The organism is Staphylococcus ureilyticus (assembly GCF_025558845.1).
In the GTDB taxonomy this organism is placed as follows: Bacteria; Bacillota; Bacilli; order Staphylococcales; family Staphylococcaceae; genus Staphylococcus; species Staphylococcus ureilyticus.
Genome location: NZ_CP094825.1, coordinates 1,767,518 through 1,786,787 on the forward strand (window position 1 = coordinate 1,767,518; position 19,270 = coordinate 1,786,787).

The 19,270-nt window shown below is 34.5% G+C and carries 22 protein-coding genes; all 22 read right to left on the reverse strand.

Features of this window, described 5'->3' with window-relative positions; genetic code table 11:
- Positions 1 to 36: 36 nt before the first annotated feature.
- The 22 genes from murA to rho all read right to left on the reverse strand — a co-directional run bounded on the left by murA (position 37) and on the right by rho (position 18,719).
- Positions 37 to 1,302: a UDP-N-acetylglucosamine 1-carboxyvinyltransferase gene (murA, locus tag MUA21_RS08785; protein WP_107525987.1), complete on the reverse strand. Its 1,266-nt coding sequence runs from the start codon at positions 1,300 to 1,302 to the stop codon at positions 37 to 39.
- Positions 1,303 to 1,403: 101 nt separating this feature from the next.
- Positions 1,404 to 1,637, reverse strand: a complete 234-nt coding sequence (locus MUA21_RS08790) for a DUF1146 family protein (RefSeq protein ID WP_046207763.1) — start codon at positions 1,635 to 1,637, stop codon at positions 1,404 to 1,406.
- A 433-nt stretch (positions 1,638 to 2,070) separates the two neighbouring features.
- Positions 2,071 to 2,475 (reverse strand): F0F1 ATP synthase subunit epsilon, encoded by a 405-nt coding sequence (locus tag MUA21_RS08795; RefSeq protein ID WP_019468303.1) that lies wholly within the window; start codon positions 2,473 to 2,475, stop codon positions 2,071 to 2,073.
- A gap of 18 nt (positions 2,476 to 2,493) precedes the next feature.
- Complete coding sequence (gene atpD / locus MUA21_RS08800; RefSeq protein WP_107525989.1) at positions 2,494 to 3,906, reverse strand: F0F1 ATP synthase subunit beta; 1,413 nt, start codon at positions 3,904 to 3,906, stop codon at positions 2,494 to 2,496.
- A 21-nt stretch (positions 3,907 to 3,927) separates the two neighbouring features.
- A complete protein-coding gene (atpG, locus tag MUA21_RS08805; protein ID WP_046207762.1) occupies positions 3,928 to 4,794 on the reverse strand; it encodes an ATP synthase F1 subunit gamma in 867 nt (288 codons plus the stop codon).
- A 30-nt stretch (positions 4,795 to 4,824) separates the two neighbouring features.
- Positions 4,825 to 6,339, reverse strand: coding sequence for a F0F1 ATP synthase subunit alpha (atpA, locus tag MUA21_RS08810; RefSeq protein WP_262561096.1), 1,515 nt, complete (start codon positions 6,337 to 6,339; stop codon positions 4,825 to 4,827).
- A gap of 20 nt (positions 6,340 to 6,359) precedes the next feature.
- Complete coding sequence (locus MUA21_RS08815) at positions 6,360 to 6,899, reverse strand: F0F1 ATP synthase subunit delta (RefSeq protein ID WP_070039515.1); 540 nt, start codon at positions 6,897 to 6,899, stop codon at positions 6,360 to 6,362.
- Positions 6,899 to 7,426 carry a F0F1 ATP synthase subunit B gene (locus tag MUA21_RS08820; RefSeq protein ID WP_026034759.1) on the reverse strand — a complete coding sequence of 176 codons (528 nt, stop codon included), beginning with the start codon at positions 7,424 to 7,426 and terminating at the stop codon, positions 6,899 to 6,901. The genes MUA21_RS08815 and MUA21_RS08820 overlap by 1 nt, the downstream gene beginning before the upstream one ends.
- A 97-nt stretch (positions 7,427 to 7,523) precedes the next feature.
- Positions 7,524 to 7,730, reverse strand: a complete 207-nt coding sequence (gene atpE, locus MUA21_RS08825) for a F0F1 ATP synthase subunit C (protein WP_002482721.1) — start codon at positions 7,728 to 7,730, stop codon at positions 7,524 to 7,526.
- Between the two features lie 38 nt (positions 7,731 to 7,768).
- Positions 7,769 to 8,491, reverse strand: a complete 723-nt coding sequence (atpB, locus tag MUA21_RS08830; RefSeq protein ID WP_019468297.1) for a F0F1 ATP synthase subunit A — start codon at positions 8,489 to 8,491, stop codon at positions 7,769 to 7,771.
- 27 nt (positions 8,492 to 8,518) lie between these two features.
- Positions 8,519 to 8,869: an ATP synthase subunit I gene (locus tag MUA21_RS08835; protein ID WP_046207759.1), complete on the reverse strand. Its 351-nt coding sequence runs from the start codon at positions 8,867 to 8,869 to the stop codon at positions 8,519 to 8,521.
- Positions 8,870 to 9,024: 155 nt separating this feature from the next.
- Complete coding sequence (gene wecB / locus MUA21_RS08840; protein WP_046207758.1) at positions 9,025 to 10,155, reverse strand: non-hydrolyzing UDP-N-acetylglucosamine 2-epimerase; 1,131 nt, start codon at positions 10,153 to 10,155, stop codon at positions 9,025 to 9,027.
- Positions 10,156 to 10,177: 22 nt separating this feature from the next.
- Positions 10,178 to 10,807: a uracil phosphoribosyltransferase gene (gene upp / locus MUA21_RS08845; protein WP_019468295.1), complete on the reverse strand. Its 630-nt coding sequence runs from the start codon at positions 10,805 to 10,807 to the stop codon at positions 10,178 to 10,180.
- Positions 10,808 to 10,823: 16 nt separating this feature from the next.
- On the reverse strand, positions 10,824 to 12,062 hold the full coding sequence (gene glyA / locus MUA21_RS08850) for a serine hydroxymethyltransferase (protein ID WP_046207757.1): 1,239 nt from the start codon (positions 12,060 to 12,062) through the stop codon (positions 10,824 to 10,826).
- A gap of 21 nt (positions 12,063 to 12,083) precedes the next feature.
- Positions 12,084 to 12,608 carry a TIGR01440 family protein gene (locus MUA21_RS08855; protein ID WP_046207756.1) on the reverse strand — a complete coding sequence of 175 codons (525 nt, stop codon included), beginning with the start codon at positions 12,606 to 12,608 and terminating at the stop codon, positions 12,084 to 12,086.
- Between the two features lie 144 nt (positions 12,609 to 12,752).
- Entirely contained in the window at positions 12,753 to 13,175 is a 423-nt protein-coding gene (locus MUA21_RS08860; RefSeq protein ID WP_046207755.1) for a low molecular weight protein arginine phosphatase, read from the reverse strand.
- Positions 13,172 to 14,215, reverse strand: a complete 1,044-nt coding sequence (locus MUA21_RS08865; protein ID WP_262561098.1) for an L-threonylcarbamoyladenylate synthase — start codon at positions 14,213 to 14,215, stop codon at positions 13,172 to 13,174. Before MUA21_RS08865 ends, MUA21_RS08860 begins: the two co-directional genes overlap by 4 nt.
- A 95-nt stretch (positions 14,216 to 14,310) precedes the next feature.
- Positions 14,311 to 15,147: a peptide chain release factor N(5)-glutamine methyltransferase gene (gene prmC / locus MUA21_RS08870; protein WP_064209841.1), complete on the reverse strand. Its 837-nt coding sequence runs from the start codon at positions 15,145 to 15,147 to the stop codon at positions 14,311 to 14,313.
- Positions 15,134 to 16,210, reverse strand: coding sequence for a peptide chain release factor 1 (gene prfA / locus MUA21_RS08875; RefSeq protein WP_073346097.1), 1,077 nt, complete (start codon positions 16,208 to 16,210; stop codon positions 15,134 to 15,136). The genes prmC and prfA overlap by 14 nt, the downstream gene beginning before the upstream one ends.
- Positions 16,210 to 16,809: a thymidine kinase gene (locus MUA21_RS08880; RefSeq protein WP_046207751.1), complete on the reverse strand. Its 600-nt coding sequence runs from the start codon at positions 16,807 to 16,809 to the stop codon at positions 16,210 to 16,212. Before MUA21_RS08880 ends, prfA begins: the two co-directional genes overlap by 1 nt.
- A gap of 202 nt (positions 16,810 to 17,011) precedes the next feature.
- Positions 17,012 to 17,269: a type B 50S ribosomal protein L31 gene (locus MUA21_RS08885; protein ID WP_019468287.1), complete on the reverse strand. Its 258-nt coding sequence runs from the start codon at positions 17,267 to 17,269 to the stop codon at positions 17,012 to 17,014.
- 133 nt (positions 17,270 to 17,402) lie between these two features.
- A complete protein-coding gene (gene rho, locus MUA21_RS08890) occupies positions 17,403 to 18,719 on the reverse strand; it encodes a transcription termination factor Rho (protein WP_046207750.1) in 1,317 nt (438 codons plus the stop codon).
- Positions 18,720 to 19,270: the final 551 nt, after the last annotated feature.

Sequence of the window (19,270 nt, forward strand, 5' to 3'; positions counted from 1 at the left end):
TCTGTTTCCAATTTATTAATATAATATATTATAACATTAATCTTGTATTCTTTTGATGTCAGCACCTAATGCCTTTAATTTACCATGCAAATCAACATACCCTCTGTCTAAATGCTTTAGTTCAGTAACATATGTTGTTCCTTCAGCTACTAGTCCCGCTAAAATAAGTGCTGCTGCTGCACGTAAATCCGTTGCTTTTACTTGAGCGCCTTGAAGTTGACTTTTACCTTCAATTTTTGCACTTCTTCCTTCAACAGTGATTTTAGCATTCATTCTTTTAAATTCACCGACATGCATGAATCGATTTTCAAACACAGTTTCCGTTACTACTTTATGTCCATTTGCAGTTAATAATAACGCCATCATTTGTGATTGCATGTCTGTAGGAAAACCAGGATGTGGAAGTGTTTTGATATCTACCGGTTTCAATTCGTTTTCAGCACTTACACGAATAGCATCATCAAGGTATTCTAGATTAACTCCCATTTCTTCTAATTTATAAACTAGACTCGTCATATGTTCTTTGATTGCACCGTTAACTAAAACATTTCCTCTTGTAATTGCACCTGCAATTAATAATGTACCTGCTTCAATTCTATCAGGTATAATTGAATGCTCGACGCCATACAAGGCTTCAACACCTTCAATCGTAATGGTGTCAGTACCAGCACCTAACACATTTCCGCCCATTTCATTAATATAATTTGCTAAATCAACAATTTCTGGTTCACGTGCGACGTTTTCTAAAATAGTTTTACCTTCAGCTAATGAAGCAGCCATGATAATATTTTGAGTCGCACCTACGCTAGGAAAATCTAAGTGAATCGTTGTACCTTTCAATCCATTAGTAGTGTTTGCGTATATAAAACCACCATCCATATGGATTTCAGCACCTAGTTCTTCAAAACCTTTAATATGCTGTTCTATCGGTCTTGAGCCAATTGCACAACCACCCGGTAAAGCAACTTTGGCATGACCTAATCGTGCTAGTAAAGGTCCCATTACAAGTATACTTGCTCTCATTTTACTTACATATTCATATGGTGCTTCTTCATTTAATTGTTTTGTTGCATCTACTGTAACTTCTTCTTGTTCTTTATTATAAGAGACCTCAGCATTTAATGTAGATATTACATTATTAATTGTTTCTACATCACTAAGTGCTGGTACATTTTTTAATTTGCTCACGCCTTTTGATGCTAATAGTGATGCTGTTAATACTGGTAATACTGCGTTTTTTGCACCCGAAACTTTCACTTCACCAGTTAATTTTTTACCACCATTAATTTCTATCTTATCCATCTTAAATCCTCCACTTAACTACTTATATATTGCCTAAAATTTTTATTCAAACTTACTATTAAATTATATCGATAATCATACGTAATATACAATTATTTGAATTATTGTACCAAATATTTTATTTGTGTAGAAAATTGTAATAAATCTACAATAAAATTACTGACCGAAGTTCCAATTAATATTGCTAAAAATATCATACAAATTTGAACTTGTACTGGAAAACCTTTTTTAAAAAATTGCTCTAATCTCACTGCATTCAATGCCCAATAAGCAATACAAATACAAAGGACATGTAGTATGAGATGTACAATTGAAAATTGTCCTAAATATTCCATAAGCCATTCTCCTTGATAAACACTATTTATATATTTTACACGAAACACTAAACAAAAGATACTTAATAATTAGATTACTGACTTTTAAATAATAAGCGTCAATTTAATATTATTTTCCCATTATATATATCATGTATGCATAACTATTAAAATTAAATATTTTTACTTACTTTACTTCTAAACGATTAAAAGTATATGTGAAAGTAAAACTTTTACTTTTTTATTCATACTACACTCTTAAATCTTTGGTACATTATTATAATTCACTTGTGATTTAAGAAAGTTACTATAATCCATATTTTGAATTAATGTTTCATTGCTAAATTAACGCTAAAAATTTAATTTTGACATGTTTAATTAGAAAAGAAAAAGTCGACAAAGTAAAAACTTTGTCGACTTTTTTAGATATTCGTCATAGTATATCTTTTATTCATTATTGTAATTGAGCGACACGAAGACGGTTATTAGCACGATCTAATGCGCGTTTGGCTCTATTTATGTCACTGCTATCTTCTTCATTGTTTAAATGAGATTCTGCTCTTGACTTAGCTAATTCTGCTCTAGCGACATCAATTTCATTCGCAGGCTCTGCAGTTTGAACAATGATTGATAATTTATCTTGTCTTACTTCAACAAAACCTTCACTCACTGCAATATATTCTGAACCACCGTCAAAATTAATTTTGGCATAGCCAATTTCAAGTGCTGCAACTGTTGGAATATGTCCATACATGACACCGATTTCTCCAGCAGTAGTTTGTAAAACTGCCAGAGTGACATCTTCTCGGTCGTAAACAGAACCATTAGGAGTGACAATATTTAGGCTTAATGTATTCATTATCCATACCTCCTAATTTTAAACTTCAACACCCATATCTTTAGCTTTTTCAATTACTTCATCCATGCTTCCAACTAGACGGAATGCATCTTCTGGAATATGATCGTAATCACCATTTAATATTGCTTTGAAGCCTTCTACTGTTTTTTGAACAGACACATAAGATCCTTTTTGCCCAGTAAATTGTTCAGCTACGTGGAAGTTTTGAGATAAGAAGAACTGAATACGACGCGCACGTTCTACAGTTTGTTTATCCTCTTCCGAAAGTTCATCCATACCTAAAATAGCAATAATATCTTGTAATTCTCTATATTTTTGTAAGGTAGATTGTACTTCACGTGCTACTTCATAATGTTCTTGACCAACAATTGATGGATCAAGCGCTCTAGAAGTAGATGCTAATGGGTCAACTGCAGGATAAATACCCATTTCAGTTAATTTACGCTCTAAGTTTGTAGTTGAATCTAAGTGCGCAAATACTGCAGCTGGTGCTGGGTCGGTATAATCATCGGCTGGCACGAATACTGCTTGAATTGACGTTACAGAACCTTTAGTTGTAGAAGTAATACGTTCTTGTAATTGTCCCATTTCCGTTGCTAATGTAGGTTGATAACCAACGGCTGAAGGCATACGACCTAATAGTGCAGAAACTTCTGAACCGGCTTGCGTAAATCTAAAGATGTTATCGATGAATAGTAGAACGTCTTGTCCTTGTTCATCACGGAAATACTCAGCCATAGTTAAACCAGAAAGTGCTACACGCATACGAGCACCAGGTGGTTCGTTCATTTGCCCAAAAACCATCGCTGTCTTTTTAATAACACCACTATCACTCATTTCAAAGTATAGGTCATTACCTTCACGAGTACGTTCACCTACACCTGCGAACACTGATATACCACCGTGTTCTTGAGCGATATTATTGATCAATTCTTGGATTAATACAGTTTTACCAACACCTGCACCGCCGAATAATCCAACTTTACCACCTTTAATATAAGGTGCTAATAAATCAATAACTTTGATACCTGTTTCTAATATTTCAACTTTCGTAGATAATTGATCAAATGCAGGTGCTTCTCTATGAATTGGATCACGACGTACTGAGTCATCTATGTCTTCATTTAAGTCTATCGTATCACCTAATACATTAAACACTCTACCTAACGTTTCATTACCAACTGGAACGCTAATGCTGTTTCCGCTGTCTCTTACTTCTGTACCACGTTTAACACCATCAGTTGAATCCATTGCGATTGTACGTACTACGTCATCGCCAAGTTGTAATGCAACTTCTAACGTTAATTCAACAGTACCTTCTTCTCTTTCTATATCGAGAACTAAGGCATTATTAATTTCTGGAACTTCATTGTGCTCAAAGCGAACATCAATTACTGGACCCATAACTTGTGTTACACGGCCTAATCCCATGCTATTTTCCTCCTTTAATCATTATTCAAGTGCAACTGCGCCACCAACAATTTCAGTAATTTGTTGAGTGATTGCTGCTTGTCTCGCTCTGTTATATTCGATAGATAAATCATCAATGATATCTGTCGCATTATCAGATGCATTTTTCATAGCCGTCATACGTGTTGCATGTTCACTTGCTTTTGCATCTAAAATCGTTCCATATATTAAACTTTCAACATATTGAGGTAAAATGACACTTAAAATTGCTTCTTTGTCTGGTTCAAATTCATATGAAGACATTTGACCATGTCCTAAGCTTGAATCTTCTGGAGACAATGGAAGCACAGTTTTCATCGACGGTGTATTTTCTAAAACACTGACGAAATGACTGTAATAAATTTTCACCTCATCCACAATCTCATCGTTATACAAATCTATTGCTTTTTTAGCAATTGCTTGTATTTCTTTAAATGAAGGTTGATCAGGAACTTCTGTTAAAGAATCATGAATGTCATATCCTTTATTTTTAAGAAAATCAACACCTGTTTGGCCTAAAACTAAGATGGAATATTCATCACTACTACTATGTTTGCGTTCAATATCTTTCATTAGATGTTTCAACACATTCGCATTGTATGCACCCGCAAGGCCTTGGTCACTAGTAATTACGATATAACCACTTTTCTTCACTTCTCGTTGTTGTAACATTGGGTGATGTGAATTTTTGTCCGCTCCAGCAACAGCTGTAATTGCATCTTGCATTTTAACCATATATGGTCTGAACTGATTCGTATTTTTTTCAGCACGACGCAATTTCGAACTAGAAACCATGTTCATTGCTTTCGTAATCTGTTTCATCTTTTTTGTTGATTTTATTCGTGTATCGATTTCTTTAAGAGATGCCATTATCTCACCACCTTTTATCTACATTAACTATTATGCTTCTTCTGATTTGCTAAAACTCTTCTTGAATTCATTAATCGCTGATTCAAATGATTCATCATTAGGTAAAGCACCCGTCGTTTTGATTTCATTTAATAAATCAGATGCATTCGATTTAGCCCATTGATTCAACTCGTCTTCAAAACGTGTGATATCAACTACAGGGATATCATCCAAATGTCCTTTTGTTAAAGCATAGATAATTAAAACTTGATTTTCTACAGGTAGTGGTTTGTTTTTATCTTGTTTTAATATTTCAACTGTACGTTTACCACGTTCTAATTTTTTAGCAGTAAATTCATCTAAATCAGATCCAAATTGCGCGAATGATTCTAATTCACGATATGATGCTAAATCTAGACGTAAAGTTCCAGCAACTTTTTTCATTGCTTTAATTTGCGCAGAACCACCGACACGTGATACTGATTGACCTGCATTAATCGCTGGTCTTACACCAGAGAAGAACAAGTCAGATTGCAAGAATATTTGTCCATCAGTAATAGAAATTACGTTTGTCGGAACGTAAGCGGCAATGTCGCCTGCTTGTGTCTCAATAATAGGTAATGCTGTGATTGAACCGCCACCTAAATCATCATTTAGTTTACCCGCTCTCTCTAATAATCTACTATGTAAGTAGAATACATCACCAGGATAAGCTTCACGGCCTGGAGGTCTACGTAATAATAATGATAGTTCACGATAAGCTGCTGCTTGTTTTGTTAAATCATCATAAACGATTAAAACATCTTTGCCAGCAAACATGAATTCTTCAGCCATTGCTACACCAGAATATGGCGCGATATAAAGCATAGGCGCTGGATCTGCTGCTGAAGCAGAAACAATAATTGTATAATCTAATGCACCTTCTTGACGTAATTTTTCAACATTTGCACGTACAGTTGAATCTTTTTGTCCGATAGCAACGTATATACAGATCGTATCTTGATCTCTTTGGTTCAAAATCGTATCAATGGCAACCGTCGTTTTACCCGTTTGACGGTCTCCGATGATTAATTCACGCTGTCCACGGCCGATTGGTACAAGCGCGTCAATTGCTTTTATACCAGTTTGTAATGGTTCATCTACAGATTTACGATCCATTACACCAGTTGCTTTCTTCTCTACAGGACGTGTTTTTGTAGTATTGACTGGTCCTTGACCATCAATTGCTTGTCCTAATGGGTTAACGACACGACCAAGTAACTCCTCACCAACTGGTACTTCCATGATACGTCCAGTTCGTTTTACTTCGTCTCCCTCTTTAATATCCGTGTAAGGCCCTAAAATTACTACACCGACATTGGATTCTTCTAAGTTTTGTGCTAAACCTAGAACGCCGTTATTAAATTCAATAAGCTCACCAGCCATAACGTCATTTAATCCGTGGATTAAAGCGATACCATCACCAATTTGCAGAACTGTACCTACATCAGTAACAGCCATTTCTGACTCATAATTTTCTATTTGTGAGCGAAGTAATGCACTGATTTCTTCAGCTTTAATGGCCATCTATGTCACTCCTTCGATTTTTATTTCACTCTAATAAATTGCTTTTCAAGTTTGGCAAGATCATTTTTAATACTTGCATCCATCACTTTCGTACCAACTTTAACTCGGATACCACCGATAAGATCTGGATTTATTTCATTTGTAATCATTAGTTTTGATAGTTTTGTACGCGATCTAATAATTGAATCAATACTTGCTATTTCATCCTCAGATAGTTCATACACTGATTCAATAATCGCAAAGTCTTGATTGTGATACGCATTATATAAAGTTTCAAAAGCTAAGAATATTTCATGAGTATATGTAAGGTGACGATTACTTGCAAGCACCATAAACATATTTTGTAAATATTGATGTGCGTGTCCAAAAATAATAGCAACAAAACGTTGGCGTTGTGCTACATCTTTTTGTGGGTCTGTATCTAATTCTTTTAATTTTCCTACTTCAGGTCGCACTGCTTCGTCAATTGTTGAAAACTCTTCATACATTTGATCAAGTAACGCTTTTTCTTTAGCAGTATCAAATAACGCTTTTGCATATTTTTTTGCTACATTAGCCATTATTTATCGCCTGCCTCTTTAATGTACTTTTCAACTAATTCTTTTTGATCTTTTTCTGAAATTTCTTTTTGCAGTACTTTTGAAGCAATGAGTACGGAAAGCTCAGAAACCTGATTATTAATATCTGCAAGTGCGCGTTCTTTTTCACTGTTAATTTCATTTTGTGCTGTTTCAATCATGCCATTAGCTCTAATATTGGCTTCATGAATAATTTCTTCGTGTTGTTTACGGGCTTGTATTTTAGATTCTTCTAAAATCTTATGAACCTCTTCTTGTGTTTCTTTTAGTGTTTGTTTGTTTTGTGCTTCTAATTTTTGAGCATTTAATTTAGCTTGTTCAGCATCGTCGATATCTTTATTGATATCGCGTTCACGTTTGTCCATTACTTCTTTAAGTGGGCCCCATGCAAACTTTTTCAAAAGTAAGAGTAATATGGCGAAAGTAGCAATCGTAACAATGATTGTTCCCCATTGTACACCACCGCCACTAGCCGCACCTAGAACGAACATATTAGTCGTAGCAGTCACTTTCATAGACACTCCTTTCATCCAGTATAATCATAAGGTATTTTGATAAAAACGAACGGCGAGAGCCTAGAAGACTTCGCCATAAAGACTAGTTTACTTATAGTGACATGAAAGCGATAACTACACCTATAATTGGTAGCGCCTCAACTAATCCGATACCGATAAACATAATACCCATTAATTGACCACGTGCTTCTGGTTGACGAGCGACACCTTCTACTGTTCTTGAAACGATAAGACCATTACCAATACCTGCACCAAGTGCTGATAAGCCGATTGCGATTGCTGCTGCGATTAAATTCATTTAAAAATCCTCCTAATTTGTTCTTTTTATTTTTTAATTTAATGACTCTTTTGTACTTTATGTGACATATATACCATCGAAAGCATTACAAATATATATGCCTGAATCGTACCAATAAAAATTGAGAACCCTTGCCATACGATTAGGCCAGGTAATCCAATTAACCAACCCCATGCTGGGAAGTCGAATACTAAACCTGCTAATAATCCTAGTAATAATTCACCTGCAAAAATATTTCCGTAAAGTCGTAGTCCTAGCGTCAATGTTGAAGTGAACTCTTCAAACACATTGATAGGCAATAGGAATATCGGCTTTGTATAATTTTGAAAATACCCTTTAGTGCCAACCATTTTAACCCCATAATAATGTGTTAATAATATTATAAGCGTTGATAATGTTAATGTCACAGTTGGATCGGCTGTGGGAGATTTCCACCACAGGGTGTGTCCCGAAATTAATTGGAACGGTAAACCGAGCATATTACTAACAAATATGAAAAAGATTAATGTAACGGCTAAGAAATGGAACTGACCGCCTTTTGACCAAGCCATGTTACTTTCGATAATCCCTCTTACGAAATCAAAAACCCACTCGATAAAGTTTTGTTTGCCTGTTGGACGTTTCTTGAGGTTACGTGTACAAATAATAGCTATTACAAAAACAATAAACGCCGTAATCAACATCATCATAATCGATGATAGATTAAACACGATGTCTAGACCGAACACATTCCAACTGACTAGAGGGTCTTTATGATCCATGCTTTCTCACCTCTTTCATTATAAAATTTATTTCTTGTGTAAAAATGGTTTGAAAACAATTAAAACATAAGAAATCATTAAACCAACAACTACTCCAAAAATGTTTATATGGTCCTTATAAAAATACCATGTCGTACAAGCTAATATCACAACCAAATATCTCCAAATGTTGCCCGTTGAAATATGTATGTTATCCTTTTCTTTTGCTTCCGCCAAATAATATTCAAAAGTAAAAGTATTGATTAGCGATCCGATCATTCCAATTATAAGACCTAATATAAATGCAGAGTATGTGAAAATAAACACAATTACAAGTACAATAATACAATATATATAGTATTGCATGTACTGTTTAAAAATGATGTTGAAACGTTTCATTTCAGTGCCTCGCTTCACCTTATCTTTCTTATATGAAAACCATTCCAATCATACAATTTTAATAATAATATAGGGTACTTTACGTGTCAATTCTATTCAAATTGTAATTCAATTTTTTACAAGAATGTCACAAAAATGACACATAAATACAAAAATTATTTGAAAGAAGAAGGTTTTTTATCAATTAAACCAAAAAAATATTTAATATTTTGACAAATTCTATATGATGCATTGCCGTCTCCATATGGATTTTGAGCTGTACTCATGATCTCATACAAATTTTCGTTATCTAATAGTTCTTTTGTTGCTGCGAATATATTCTTTTCATTTGTGCCTACAATTTTTAATGTACCTGCCGCTACACCTTCTGGTCTTTCTGTAACATCCCTCAAAACGAGTACTGGTTTACCTAAAGAAGGCGCTTCTTCTTGTACACCACCAGAATCAGTTAAAATTAAATAAGACTGATGTGCAAAATTATGAAAATCAACAACTTCTAAGGGTTCTACAAGCTCAATTCTCGTGTGATTTGATAAATAATAATCTGCAATTTCTCTTACTTTAGGGTTTTTATGTATTGGGTAAACGACAACAACATCCTCGTATGCTTCGACGATATCTCGTACTGCTTTGAAAATATGTGCCATTGGTTCCCCAATATTTTCTCGTCTATGCGCAGTGAGTAGAATAATTCGTTTATCTTTGTGCTTGGCTATAATTTCTGATTGATAACCATTATGAATTGTCGTTTTCATTGCATCAATAGCAGTATTACCTGTTACGACAATTGAGTCTTCTGGTTTGTTTTCAGCAATCAAATTATTTGCAGCATTATTGGTAGGAGCAAAGTTTAAATCGGACATTACTCCTACCATTTGTCTATTCATTTCTTCAGGAAATGGAGCATATTTATTCCAAGTTCGCAAACCAGCTTCGACATGCCCGATTGGGACTTGATTATATAATGCTGCAAGACTTCCAGCAAATGTACTCATGGTATCACCATGAACAAGTATCATATCTGGTTTCGCTTCTTTTATAACATCCTCTAATCGTACGAGTATGCGTGAAGTTATATCAGACAATGATTGTCCCTGCTTCATAATGTTCAAATCATAATCAGGTGTGATGTCAAAGCTTTTCAACACAGAATCTAACATTTCTCTATGTTGTGCCGTCACTACAACGATTGGTTGTAATTCAGCGTCTTTCTCCAATTCTAAAACGAGTGGTGCCATCTTTATAGCTTCAGGCCGTGTCCCGAATACAGTCATAACTTTTTTCATACTACTCCACTCCTGGGTCAAACTATTTTGTACCGAATAAACGGTCACCAGCGTCACCTAATCCAGGTGTAATATAAGCATGGTCATCTAATTTCTCATCTAATGCTGCGATATAGATATCGACATCTTCATGTGCTTCTTGTAATTTTTCTACACCTTCTGGTGCTGCAATTAGACACATAAATCTGATATGCTTGGCGCCACGTTTTTTAAGTGAATTAATCGCTTCAATTGCGGAAGCACCAGTCGCTAGCATTGGATCAACTACGACAATTTCTCTTTCTTCAATATCTTGTGGTAATTTCACAAAATACTCAACCGCTTCTAGCGTTTCAGGATCTCTATATAAGCCAACATGACCTATTCTTGCTGCCGGCACAAGATTTAAGATACCTTGTGTCATGCCAAGACCTGCTCTTAAAATGGGAATAAATGCTAATTTTTTACCAGTTAAACGCTTAGCTATCATTTTAGTAACAGGCGTTTCAATTTCTACATCTTGTAACTCTAGATTTCTTGTCACTTCGTAAGCCATTAACATGCCTACTTCATCTACGAGTTCTCTAAATTCTTTTGTACCTGTATGTACATCTCTAATGTAACTTAATTTGTGTTGAATAAGTGGGTGATCAAAAACATGTACGTTGCCCATAATTACTTCCTCCAATTTAATTATATAAAGGATGTTTCGTAGTTAATGCTTTAACTCTTTCTTGTCCTTCTTTTAATGTTGTTTCGTTTTCAGGATCTTTTAACACTAAGCTTATAATTTTAGCTACTTCTTCAAATGCCGCTTCATCAAAACCACGTGTAGTAGCTGCTGGTGTACCAAGTCTTAAACCACTTGTTACAAAAGGTTTTTCTTGATCAAATGGTATTGTATTTTTATTACAAGTAATACCTATTGAGTCAAGGGCTTCTTCTGCTACTTTACCAGTAATATTGACTGATCCTTTTACATCTACGCATACTAAGTGATTATCAGTACCGCCAGATACTACTCTAAATCCTTCTTTGTTTAGTGTATCAGCTAATACTTTTGCATTTTTAATAACTTGTTGTTGATATGTTTTAAAATCATCTTGTAGTGCTTCACCGAACGCTACTGCTTTGGCAGCAATAACATGTTCTAAAGGGCCACCTTGAATGCCTGGGAAGATTGTTTTGTCAATTTGCTTTTTGTATTCTTCTTTACATAAAATCATTCCACCACGAGGGCCACGTAATGTTTTATGTGTTGTTGTAGTTACAAAATCAGCATATTCTACTGGACTTGGGTGTAAGCCTGCAGCGACTAATCCAGCGATATGAGCCATATCTACCATCAATTTAGCGCCTACTTCATCAGCAATTTCTCTAAAACGTTTGAAGTCTATTGTTTTTGAGTATGCAGAAGCCCCAGCAACGATTAACTTAGGTTGGTGCGCTTTTGCTACTTTTAATACTTCGTCATAGTCTATTTGTTCGCTTTCTTTGTCGACACCATATTCGACAAAGTTATAAAATTGACCACTAAAGTTTACTGGCGCACCATGAGTTAAGTGCCCACCATGACTTAAATTCATACCTAATACAGTATCTCCGTGTTCTAATGCCACGAGATAAACAGCCATATTTGCTTGTGAACCAGAATGTGGTTGAACGTTAACATGTTCTGCACCAAATAATTGCTTTGCTCTCTCAATAGCTAATGTTTCAGATACATCGACATATTCACAACCACCGTAATATCTTCTGTTCGGATAACCTTCAGCATACTTATTAGTTAATACTGAACCTTGAGCTTCCATAACTGCTTCCGACACAAAGTTTTCTGACGCAATTAACTCTATATTGTTATTTTGACGGTTGAACTCGTTTTGAATCACTTCATAAATTTCTTTATCTTGATCTTTAATAAATGACATTAGTAAACCCTCGTTTCTGTATTAGTTGTATTTTGCTCTTTCGCCACCAATTTTTTTAGGTCTTGAAGAAGCGATTGTAACAATTGCTTCGCCAATTTGCTTCACGCTTGTACGTTCGGGTATTGCTACATGTTTGATATGCATACCAATTAATGTTTGACCAATATCTATACCTTTCGGAACAGTTATAGTTTCAACCACCATAGGCGCTTCCATATGCTGATATGCATACGTAGCTAAACTACCTCCAGCATGGACATCGGGTACAACGGTTACTTCTTCCATCGTTGCGGGGTCGAAGTTAGCTTTTTCAATCGTAATTGCTCTATTGATATGTTCACAGCCTTGAAATACAAAAGAAACGCCTGTTTCCGTTTCAATCTCTTTTAATGCTTCAAATATATCTTTAGCTACTTCCATTGAACCGACGCTACCTATGCGTTCGCCAATCACTTCTGAAGTAGAACAACCTACAATACAAAGCTCATCCTTTTTAAAGAAAGATTTAGACTTTAGTTCATCTAACAATGCTCTTAAATCTTCCATATTAAACACCCCTTATTTATTTTGATAAAAAAGTAAGCCAAAATACATAAGTCCAATCTGACAAATTTAATTGCTAGCACATTTGCTACACGTAATTATTATAACGTATTTAATGACTTACTCATACTAATTTCACATATTTATTTACTCTAATATTTTATTTTTTAATTTTTCAATCAATGAATTTAATTCATTATAAATTTCAATATAATCTGATTTAGTTCCTCCAAATGGGTCAGAAACATCATCACCATGCAATACATATTCACTTAAAGTAAATATATGTGTATTTACGCCATACGTTTGTTTAATCGCATCTCTATGACTCCTTGACATTGTCAAAATAAGATCTGCATGCATGTCCATCTCAGTGAATTGTTGCGCATTGTCAGGTATTGGCAATTGTTTTTCTTTTAAGATAGCACGCGTATGTTCTGAGGTAGGTGCGCCATCTAATGCAAATAAACCACGCGAAGCAACTTCGATGTCAGGTATTTTAGCTTTTGCAATACTTTCTGCCATTGGACTTCTACAAGTATTACCAGTACAAACAAAAACGATTTTCATAATTTTTCTCCTTTAACGACGGTAAAGTTTGCCGCCTTTTGCATTCGATTCATAATAGCAACTGCTTCGCCATTATTTTCAAATCCAAATATATAAGCTTCTTTTATCTTTTTATTTTTGTCTATATCGTGCAGTATTTGATACAAATTATGGTTTGCCCCTTTAATATCTCTTTCATTTTCACACAGTGGAATGAAAGTTGCGTTTTTTGGAATATATTTACATTTATCTTTCGGGAATATAAACGCAACATCACTCCAATCTTTACATGAGGATGGTTGTTGATGAACGCCGTATACAATCGTTATTGGCGTATCTGGCGCATAATGTTTATATTTCATTCCGGGGGCTATAGGTTTTTCTTGATTTAAATCATCTTTTGCTGAAATAGAACCTGGCAAAACATTTTCAATCATCGACTTGGTGATAGATCCTGGACGAGCAATTTTAAATGGGTATTGCGTGCAATCTAACACGGTACTTTCTAAACCTTCTTCACTTTGATCACCATTAACAATACCATCAATGCTTTGGTTTAAATCATGATATACATGTTCAAACTTAGTTGGAGAAGGTCTACCACTTAAATTAGCGCTCGGTGCGGCAATCGGTATGTCTACAAACTCTAATATTTTTCTCCCAATCACATGACTTGGCATTCTAACCGCTATGGATGAAAGTCCACCACTTACACTTTCACATAAATATCCTTTTTTTAATGGTAAAATAAACGAAATTGGTCCTGGCCAAAATTGATTCATCAGTATTTTAACTTCTTGTGAAATATGCTTCGTAAATACATCTAGTTGCTTAACATTATGTATATGCACGATGAGTGGATTATCTGAAGGTCTACCTTTTGCAGCAAAAATATTTTTTATAGTTTGTTCATTTCTTGCATCACCACCTAAACCATATACAGTTTCAGTTGGTATAGCGATGAGTCCACCAGCTTCAAAAATTTTTTTTATCTCATTAAAAGCATCTACATTTGCATCTTCTGTCACATGATTTCTTAAATCCCATATTTTTGTTTTCATTTATACTCACCCTTTCATCTTAATTTCAATTTTAAAACAAAATAAGAAGTTATGCACCTTCATGACATATCATGTTAGGTACACAACTTCTTAAATTACCATTTAAAAGAAACCATTCTATCATTATCATTAATATCTTTTATTATTTGGACACTTACAGCAGGATATTTTTTTTCAATTTTGCTTTTTAATGTAGCTCCTTGTTTATAACCAATCTCAAACACAACAATTGCATTAGGTAATAATACGTCTGGTAATTGATCTAAAATCTTTTCATAAACTTGAAAGCCGTTGTTTTCAGCAAACAAAGCACTCATAGGTTCATATTGTAAAACAGTATCATCCATTAAAGCTTTTTCGCTCTCAGCGATATAGGGGGGATTTGAAATCAATCCATTCACTTTAATATGCTTTTCTATTAATGGATTTAAGGTATCGCCTTGTAAAAATATAACATCTACATCATGATACTCAGCGTTTTCTTTTGCCACAGATAAGGCTTCATCATATAAATCTGTAGCTATAACATCCAAATTTTGATTCATTTTTTTTAGTAAAATAGGTATGTTACCACTACCTGTTCCAATATCTACAACTTTATCTCCCGATTTTACCAAATTATAAAAATGTAGTAATACTTCCTCGGTTTCTGGCCTTGGAATTAAACAATGCTCATTCACTTTAAATATTTCACCATAAAAAGTTTGCGTTCCTACAATATATTGAATCGGTTCGCCTTGTAACATCCTTGCTTCCGCATTATCAAACAACACGTTGTGTGCTTCCGTCATAACTTCATCTGCGTGTAGCAAATAATCTAATTTTTGCCATTGAAATAAATCAAGCATTAACCATTCAGCTCGTGTTACTTCAATACCTTTAGTTTCGCATTTGTCTTGTGCGATTTTTAATCGCTCTCTATAATTCACCATCATTCAGTTCTTTCAATTTATCAGTTTGTTCAGCTAAAGTTAGTGCATCAATAATCTCATCTAACTTACCTTCCATAACTTGCTCTAATTTCTGCAATGTCAATCCAATACGATGATCCGTTACGCGACTCTGTGGATAATTGTATGTTCTAATTCTCTCTGAGCGATCACCTGAACCGACAGCTGATTTACGTTGTGCAGCATACTTTTGTTGTTCTTCTTGTAATTTCATATCAAATAAACGTGCTTTTAACACTTTCATTGCTTTTTCACGGTTTTGAATTTGAGATTTTTCAGATGATGTAGCAATGACACCTGTCGGTATATGTGTAATTCGAACGGCAGAATCAGTAGTATTTACGTGTTGTCCACCTGCACCACTAGAACGATACGTGTCTACTTTAATATCTTCATTTCGAATCTCTATCTCAACATCTTCAACTTCTGGTAATACGGCAACAGTAGCAGTAGACGTGTGAATACGTCCTCCAGACTCAGTTGCTGGTACACGTTGTACACGATGTGCACCATTTTCGTATTTCAATTTACTGTAAGCGCCTGTTCCTGAAACAGAGAAGCTAATCTCTTTGTAACCGCCATGATCACTTTCAGTAGCTTCTACGATATCAGTTTTATAACTATGTGCTTCTGCATATCTAGAATACATTCTAAATAAATCACCAGCAAATATTGCAGCCTCATCCCCACCAGCTGCTGCACGTATTTCAACTATTACGTCTTTTTCATCGTTAGGGTCTTTTGGAATTAATAAGAATTTTAATTCTTCTTCCAGTTCTGGAATTCTTTGGCTCAATTCTTGTTTTTCGTCTTTAAGCATTTCAACTTCTTCATCGTCTTTTGTTTCCTGTAACATATCATCTATTTCAGTTACATCTTCTTTAACCTGTTTATATTCACGATATACTTCAACTGTTTTTTGCAAATCAGCCTGTTCTTTTGAATATTTCCGTAAATTGTCTGGGTTATTTACGACTTCAGGATCACTTAACATTTCATTTAATTGCTCATATCTTTCCTCTACAATGTCTAATTGATCAAACACTACATTTCCTCCTTCTCATGATTACTTGGTGCAACAATATGATGTGCTCTACATCTAGGTTCATAGCTTTCGTTAGCGCCAACGAGAATCACTGGATCATCTATTTTTGCTGGATTACCATCAATTAATCGTTGTGTACGGCTTGATGACGAGCCACATACTGCACATACAGCTTGTAGTTTAGTCACTTCTTCACTTACTGCTAATAAATGCGGAATTGGTTCGAATGGTTCACCTCTGAAATCCATATCTAAACCTGCAGTAATCACTCTATGCCCCTTTTCAGCTAATTCTTCAACAATATGGACAATATTATTTTCGAAAAATTGAACTTCATCAATTGCTATAATATCAAAATTTGTTAAATCGTGTTTATAGATCTCAGCTGCTGTCGAGATATTAATTGCCTCAATTGCATTGCCGTTATGCGACACAATCTTATCTTTATGATAGCGATCATCTATTGCTGGTTTAAATACAACCACCTTTTGTTTAGCATATAGTCCACGTCTTAAACGACGAATTAATTCTTCAGATTTACCACTAAACATACTTCCAGTTATACATTCTATCCACCCGGAATGATAAGTTTCATTCATTATGCGTTCCACCCTTTTTCAAAACATAATCGGTTTATTATATCATATTTTCCAACTTAAAATATCAATTTCTCATAAGATATTTGTAATTTAATATGTAATCAAAGTGCTCAAACAACTGTGCAATTCTGTTCAAACCTTCACATCGTCCATGTTAAATAAAAAAGCATTCTCATAAAATGAGAATGCCTTATGACAACAATTATTCGTTGCTTGATTTGAATCCGAATTTCTTGTTGAAACGTTCCACACGACCATCCGCAGCAGCGAATTTTTGACGTCCTGTGTAAAATGGATGTGAATCAGATGAAATATCTAAACGAATAACTGGGTATTCATTTCCATCTTCCCATTCCATTGTTTCTGATGAAGATTTTGTTGAACCACTTAAGAATTTAAAGTCTGTAGTTGTATCTAAAAAGATAACTTTGTGGTATTCAGGATGAATATTTTGTTTCATTTTTTTCAGCTCCTTTGCCCTGAACCATCTGGAACAGAGTTGTTTGTGAGTTTTTTTACCCAATACTTGATAATTATAATTGTTATAAAACTAAAACGCAACCCTAAATCACATATTTAAATGTTAAGCTGCTTTAAATAATTGGCTTACCAGTTTTAGTACTTTCTTTGGCAGCTTGTTGCAATTGTTCAAAGAATTCTTGATTCGTTTTTGTACGTTTTAATTTTCTTACAAATCTTTCTGTGAAATCAAGTGAATCTGTGAACATGTTACGTAGTTGCCAAAGTGACTCTAAATCTTTTGGCGGTATTAGTAATTCTTCTTTACGTGTAGAACTTCGACCAATATCAATAGCTGGAAAGACACGGCGTTCAGCCAGTTTGCGATCAAGGTGTAATTCCATGTTTCCTGTCCCTTTAAATTCTTCATATATCATGTCATCCATACGTGATCCTGTATCTACTAAAGCAGTAGCTAATATCGTCATACTTCCACCAGCTTCAATATTTCTCGCAGCACCAAAGAATGCCTTAGGTTTGTGTAATGAAGCTGGATCTAAACCACCTGAAAGTGTGCGTCCGCTTGGCGGGATAACCAAGTTATATGCACGTGCAAGTCTTGTAATAGAATCCATAAGAATAATGACATCTTTACCTATTTCTACTAAACGCTTGGCACGTTCTAATAGTAATTCTGCTACTTTGACATGGTGCTGTGGTGGTTCATCAAATGTTGAATGAACGACTTCTGCTGATTCTACAGAACGCTCAATATCAGTTACTTCTTCTGGTCTTTCACCCACAAGTAGCACAAATAATTCTGCATCAGGTTTATTGCTTGCGATGGCATTTGCAATTTCTTTCAATAATGACGTTTTCCCAGCTTTTGGTGGGGCAACAATCAAACCACGTTGTCCTAAACCTATTGGCGTAATTAAATCCATAATACGTGTAGAATAATTTTCTTTTGTTGTTTCTAGCTTGATGCGCTCTTCTGGATATAATGGTGTTAATGCTTGGAAATGTGGTCTTTTCTTAACTTCTTCTGCATTCTCATCATTAACAAAATCTACTTGTAGCAAACCATAATACTTTTCATTATCCTTTGGTTTCCTTACTTTACCAGTTACTTTGTCGCCTCTTTTAATTTCAAAACGACGTATTTGGCTAGCAGAGATATAAATATCTTTTTCACCTTTTGAATAATTGACAGTCCTTAAGAAGCCATAACCATCTTGTTGGATATCATCTAAGATACCTTCCATATAATAGTTGCCATCTTTTTCCATCTGGGCTTCCATAATTGCAAGAACTAACTCTTTTTTATTTAATTTACTATAGTTTGTTAATTTCAGTGATTTTGCTTTTTGAGTGAGATCTTTAGTAGTGTAATTTTTATATAACTCGTGGAACGATTCGTACTGAGGTGATGTTCGTACTTTATCAGGCATTATCTTGCACCCATTTCATAAAAAAGTTTTAAATAACATAGAGGGCTACGCTATTTACCTTTATAACTATAGCAAATATTTTATTTAATTACAAAATGTATTTCAATTTTTGAAATTTATTAATACTGCTTTAAAGCTAATTAGTTAATAAAACAGTATGTTAAATTGTAATGCTTTAATTTATAATTCAAAATTTCTAAAAATAATTAGAGCTAAGCATAGGTATCTCTGGTTCAATCATTAACATCAATTGTCATTGAGAAATATAAAAACTGACCTTTGCATATCGTAATAGACTTATATTAGGAATTGGAGATTGTCGTTTCGTTAAGTAATTTAAGTTAAACATTCATTTTTGGCGATTTTATAATGTCCTTACACCGAAGAAATGGTGGTTATGAGAGGCTACAGGCTCAAATCATATCCTCACGCATGCATGTTAAAAATCGGAAGATTAAAAAATGACTAATCCATAAGCATACGGATTAGTCATTTTTAAGCTTGAGATTATTTGTCACAGTATATTTTTATTACAACTTATAATTTTATTT

Bases quoted from the DNA above. Each gene is read 5' to 3' on its own strand.
- rho (WP_046207750.1), bottom strand. From the start codon at position 18,719: ATGCCTGATAAAGTACGAACATCACCTCAGTACGAATCGTTCCACGAG.
- atpD (WP_107525989.1), bottom strand. From the start codon at position 3,906: ATGGGATTAGGCCGTGTAACACAAGTTATGGGTCCAGTAATTGATGTT.
- MUA21_RS08855 (WP_046207756.1), bottom strand. From the start codon at position 12,608: ATGGAAGATTTAAGAGCATTGTTAGATGAACTAAAGTCTAAATCTTTC.
- glyA (WP_046207757.1), bottom strand. From the start codon at position 12,062: ATGTCATTTATTAAAGATCAAGATAAAGAAATTTATGAAGTGATTCAA.
- MUA21_RS08880 (WP_046207751.1), bottom strand. From the start codon at position 16,809: ATGAATGAAACTTATCATTCCGGGTGGATAGAATGTATAACTGGAAGT.
- MUA21_RS08885 (WP_019468287.1), bottom strand. From the start codon at position 17,269: ATGAAACAAAATATTCATCCTGAATACCACAAAGTTATCTTTTTAGAT.
- atpB (WP_019468297.1), bottom strand. From the start codon at position 8,491: ATGGATCATAAAGACCCTCTAGTCAGTTGGAATGTGTTCGGTCTAGAC.
- wecB (WP_046207758.1), bottom strand. From the start codon at position 10,155: ATGAAAAAAGTTATGACTGTATTCGGGACACGGCCTGAAGCTATAAAG.
- MUA21_RS08790 (WP_046207763.1), bottom strand. From the start codon at position 1,637: ATGGAATATTTAGGACAATTTTCAATTGTACATCTCATACTACATGTC.
- prmC (WP_064209841.1), bottom strand. From the start codon at position 15,147: ATGGTGAATTATAGAGAGCGATTAAAAATCGCACAAGACAAATGCGAA.
- MUA21_RS08865 (WP_262561098.1), bottom strand. From the start codon at position 14,215: ATGAAAACAAAAATATGGGATTTAAGAAATCATGTGACAGAAGATGCA.
- MUA21_RS08795 (WP_019468303.1), bottom strand. From the start codon at position 2,475: ATGAATACATTAAGCCTAAATATTGTCACTCCTAATGGTTCTGTTTAC.
- MUA21_RS08815 (WP_070039515.1), bottom strand. From the start codon at position 6,899: ATGGCTAATGTAGCAAAAAAATATGCAAAAGCGTTATTTGATACTGCT.
- murA (WP_107525987.1), bottom strand. From the start codon at position 1,302: ATGGATAAGATAGAAATTAATGGTGGTAAAAAATTAACTGGTGAAGTG.
- atpA (WP_262561096.1), bottom strand. From the start codon at position 6,339: ATGGCCATTAAAGCTGAAGAAATCAGTGCATTACTTCGCTCACAAATA.
- MUA21_RS08860 (WP_046207755.1), bottom strand. From the start codon at position 13,175: ATGAAAATCGTTTTTGTTTGTACTGGTAATACTTGTAGAAGTCCAATG.
- MUA21_RS08835 (WP_046207759.1), bottom strand. From the start codon at position 8,869: ATGAAACGTTTCAACATCATTTTTAAACAGTACATGCAATACTATATA.
- atpG (WP_046207762.1), bottom strand. From the start codon at position 4,794: ATGGCATCTCTTAAAGAAATCGATACACGAATAAAATCAACAAAAAAG.
- upp (WP_019468295.1), bottom strand. From the start codon at position 10,807: ATGGGCAACGTACATGTTTTTGATCACCCACTTATTCAACACAAATTA.
- atpE (WP_002482721.1), bottom strand. From the start codon at position 7,730: ATGAATTTAATCGCAGCAGCAATCGCAATCGGCTTATCAGCACTTGGT.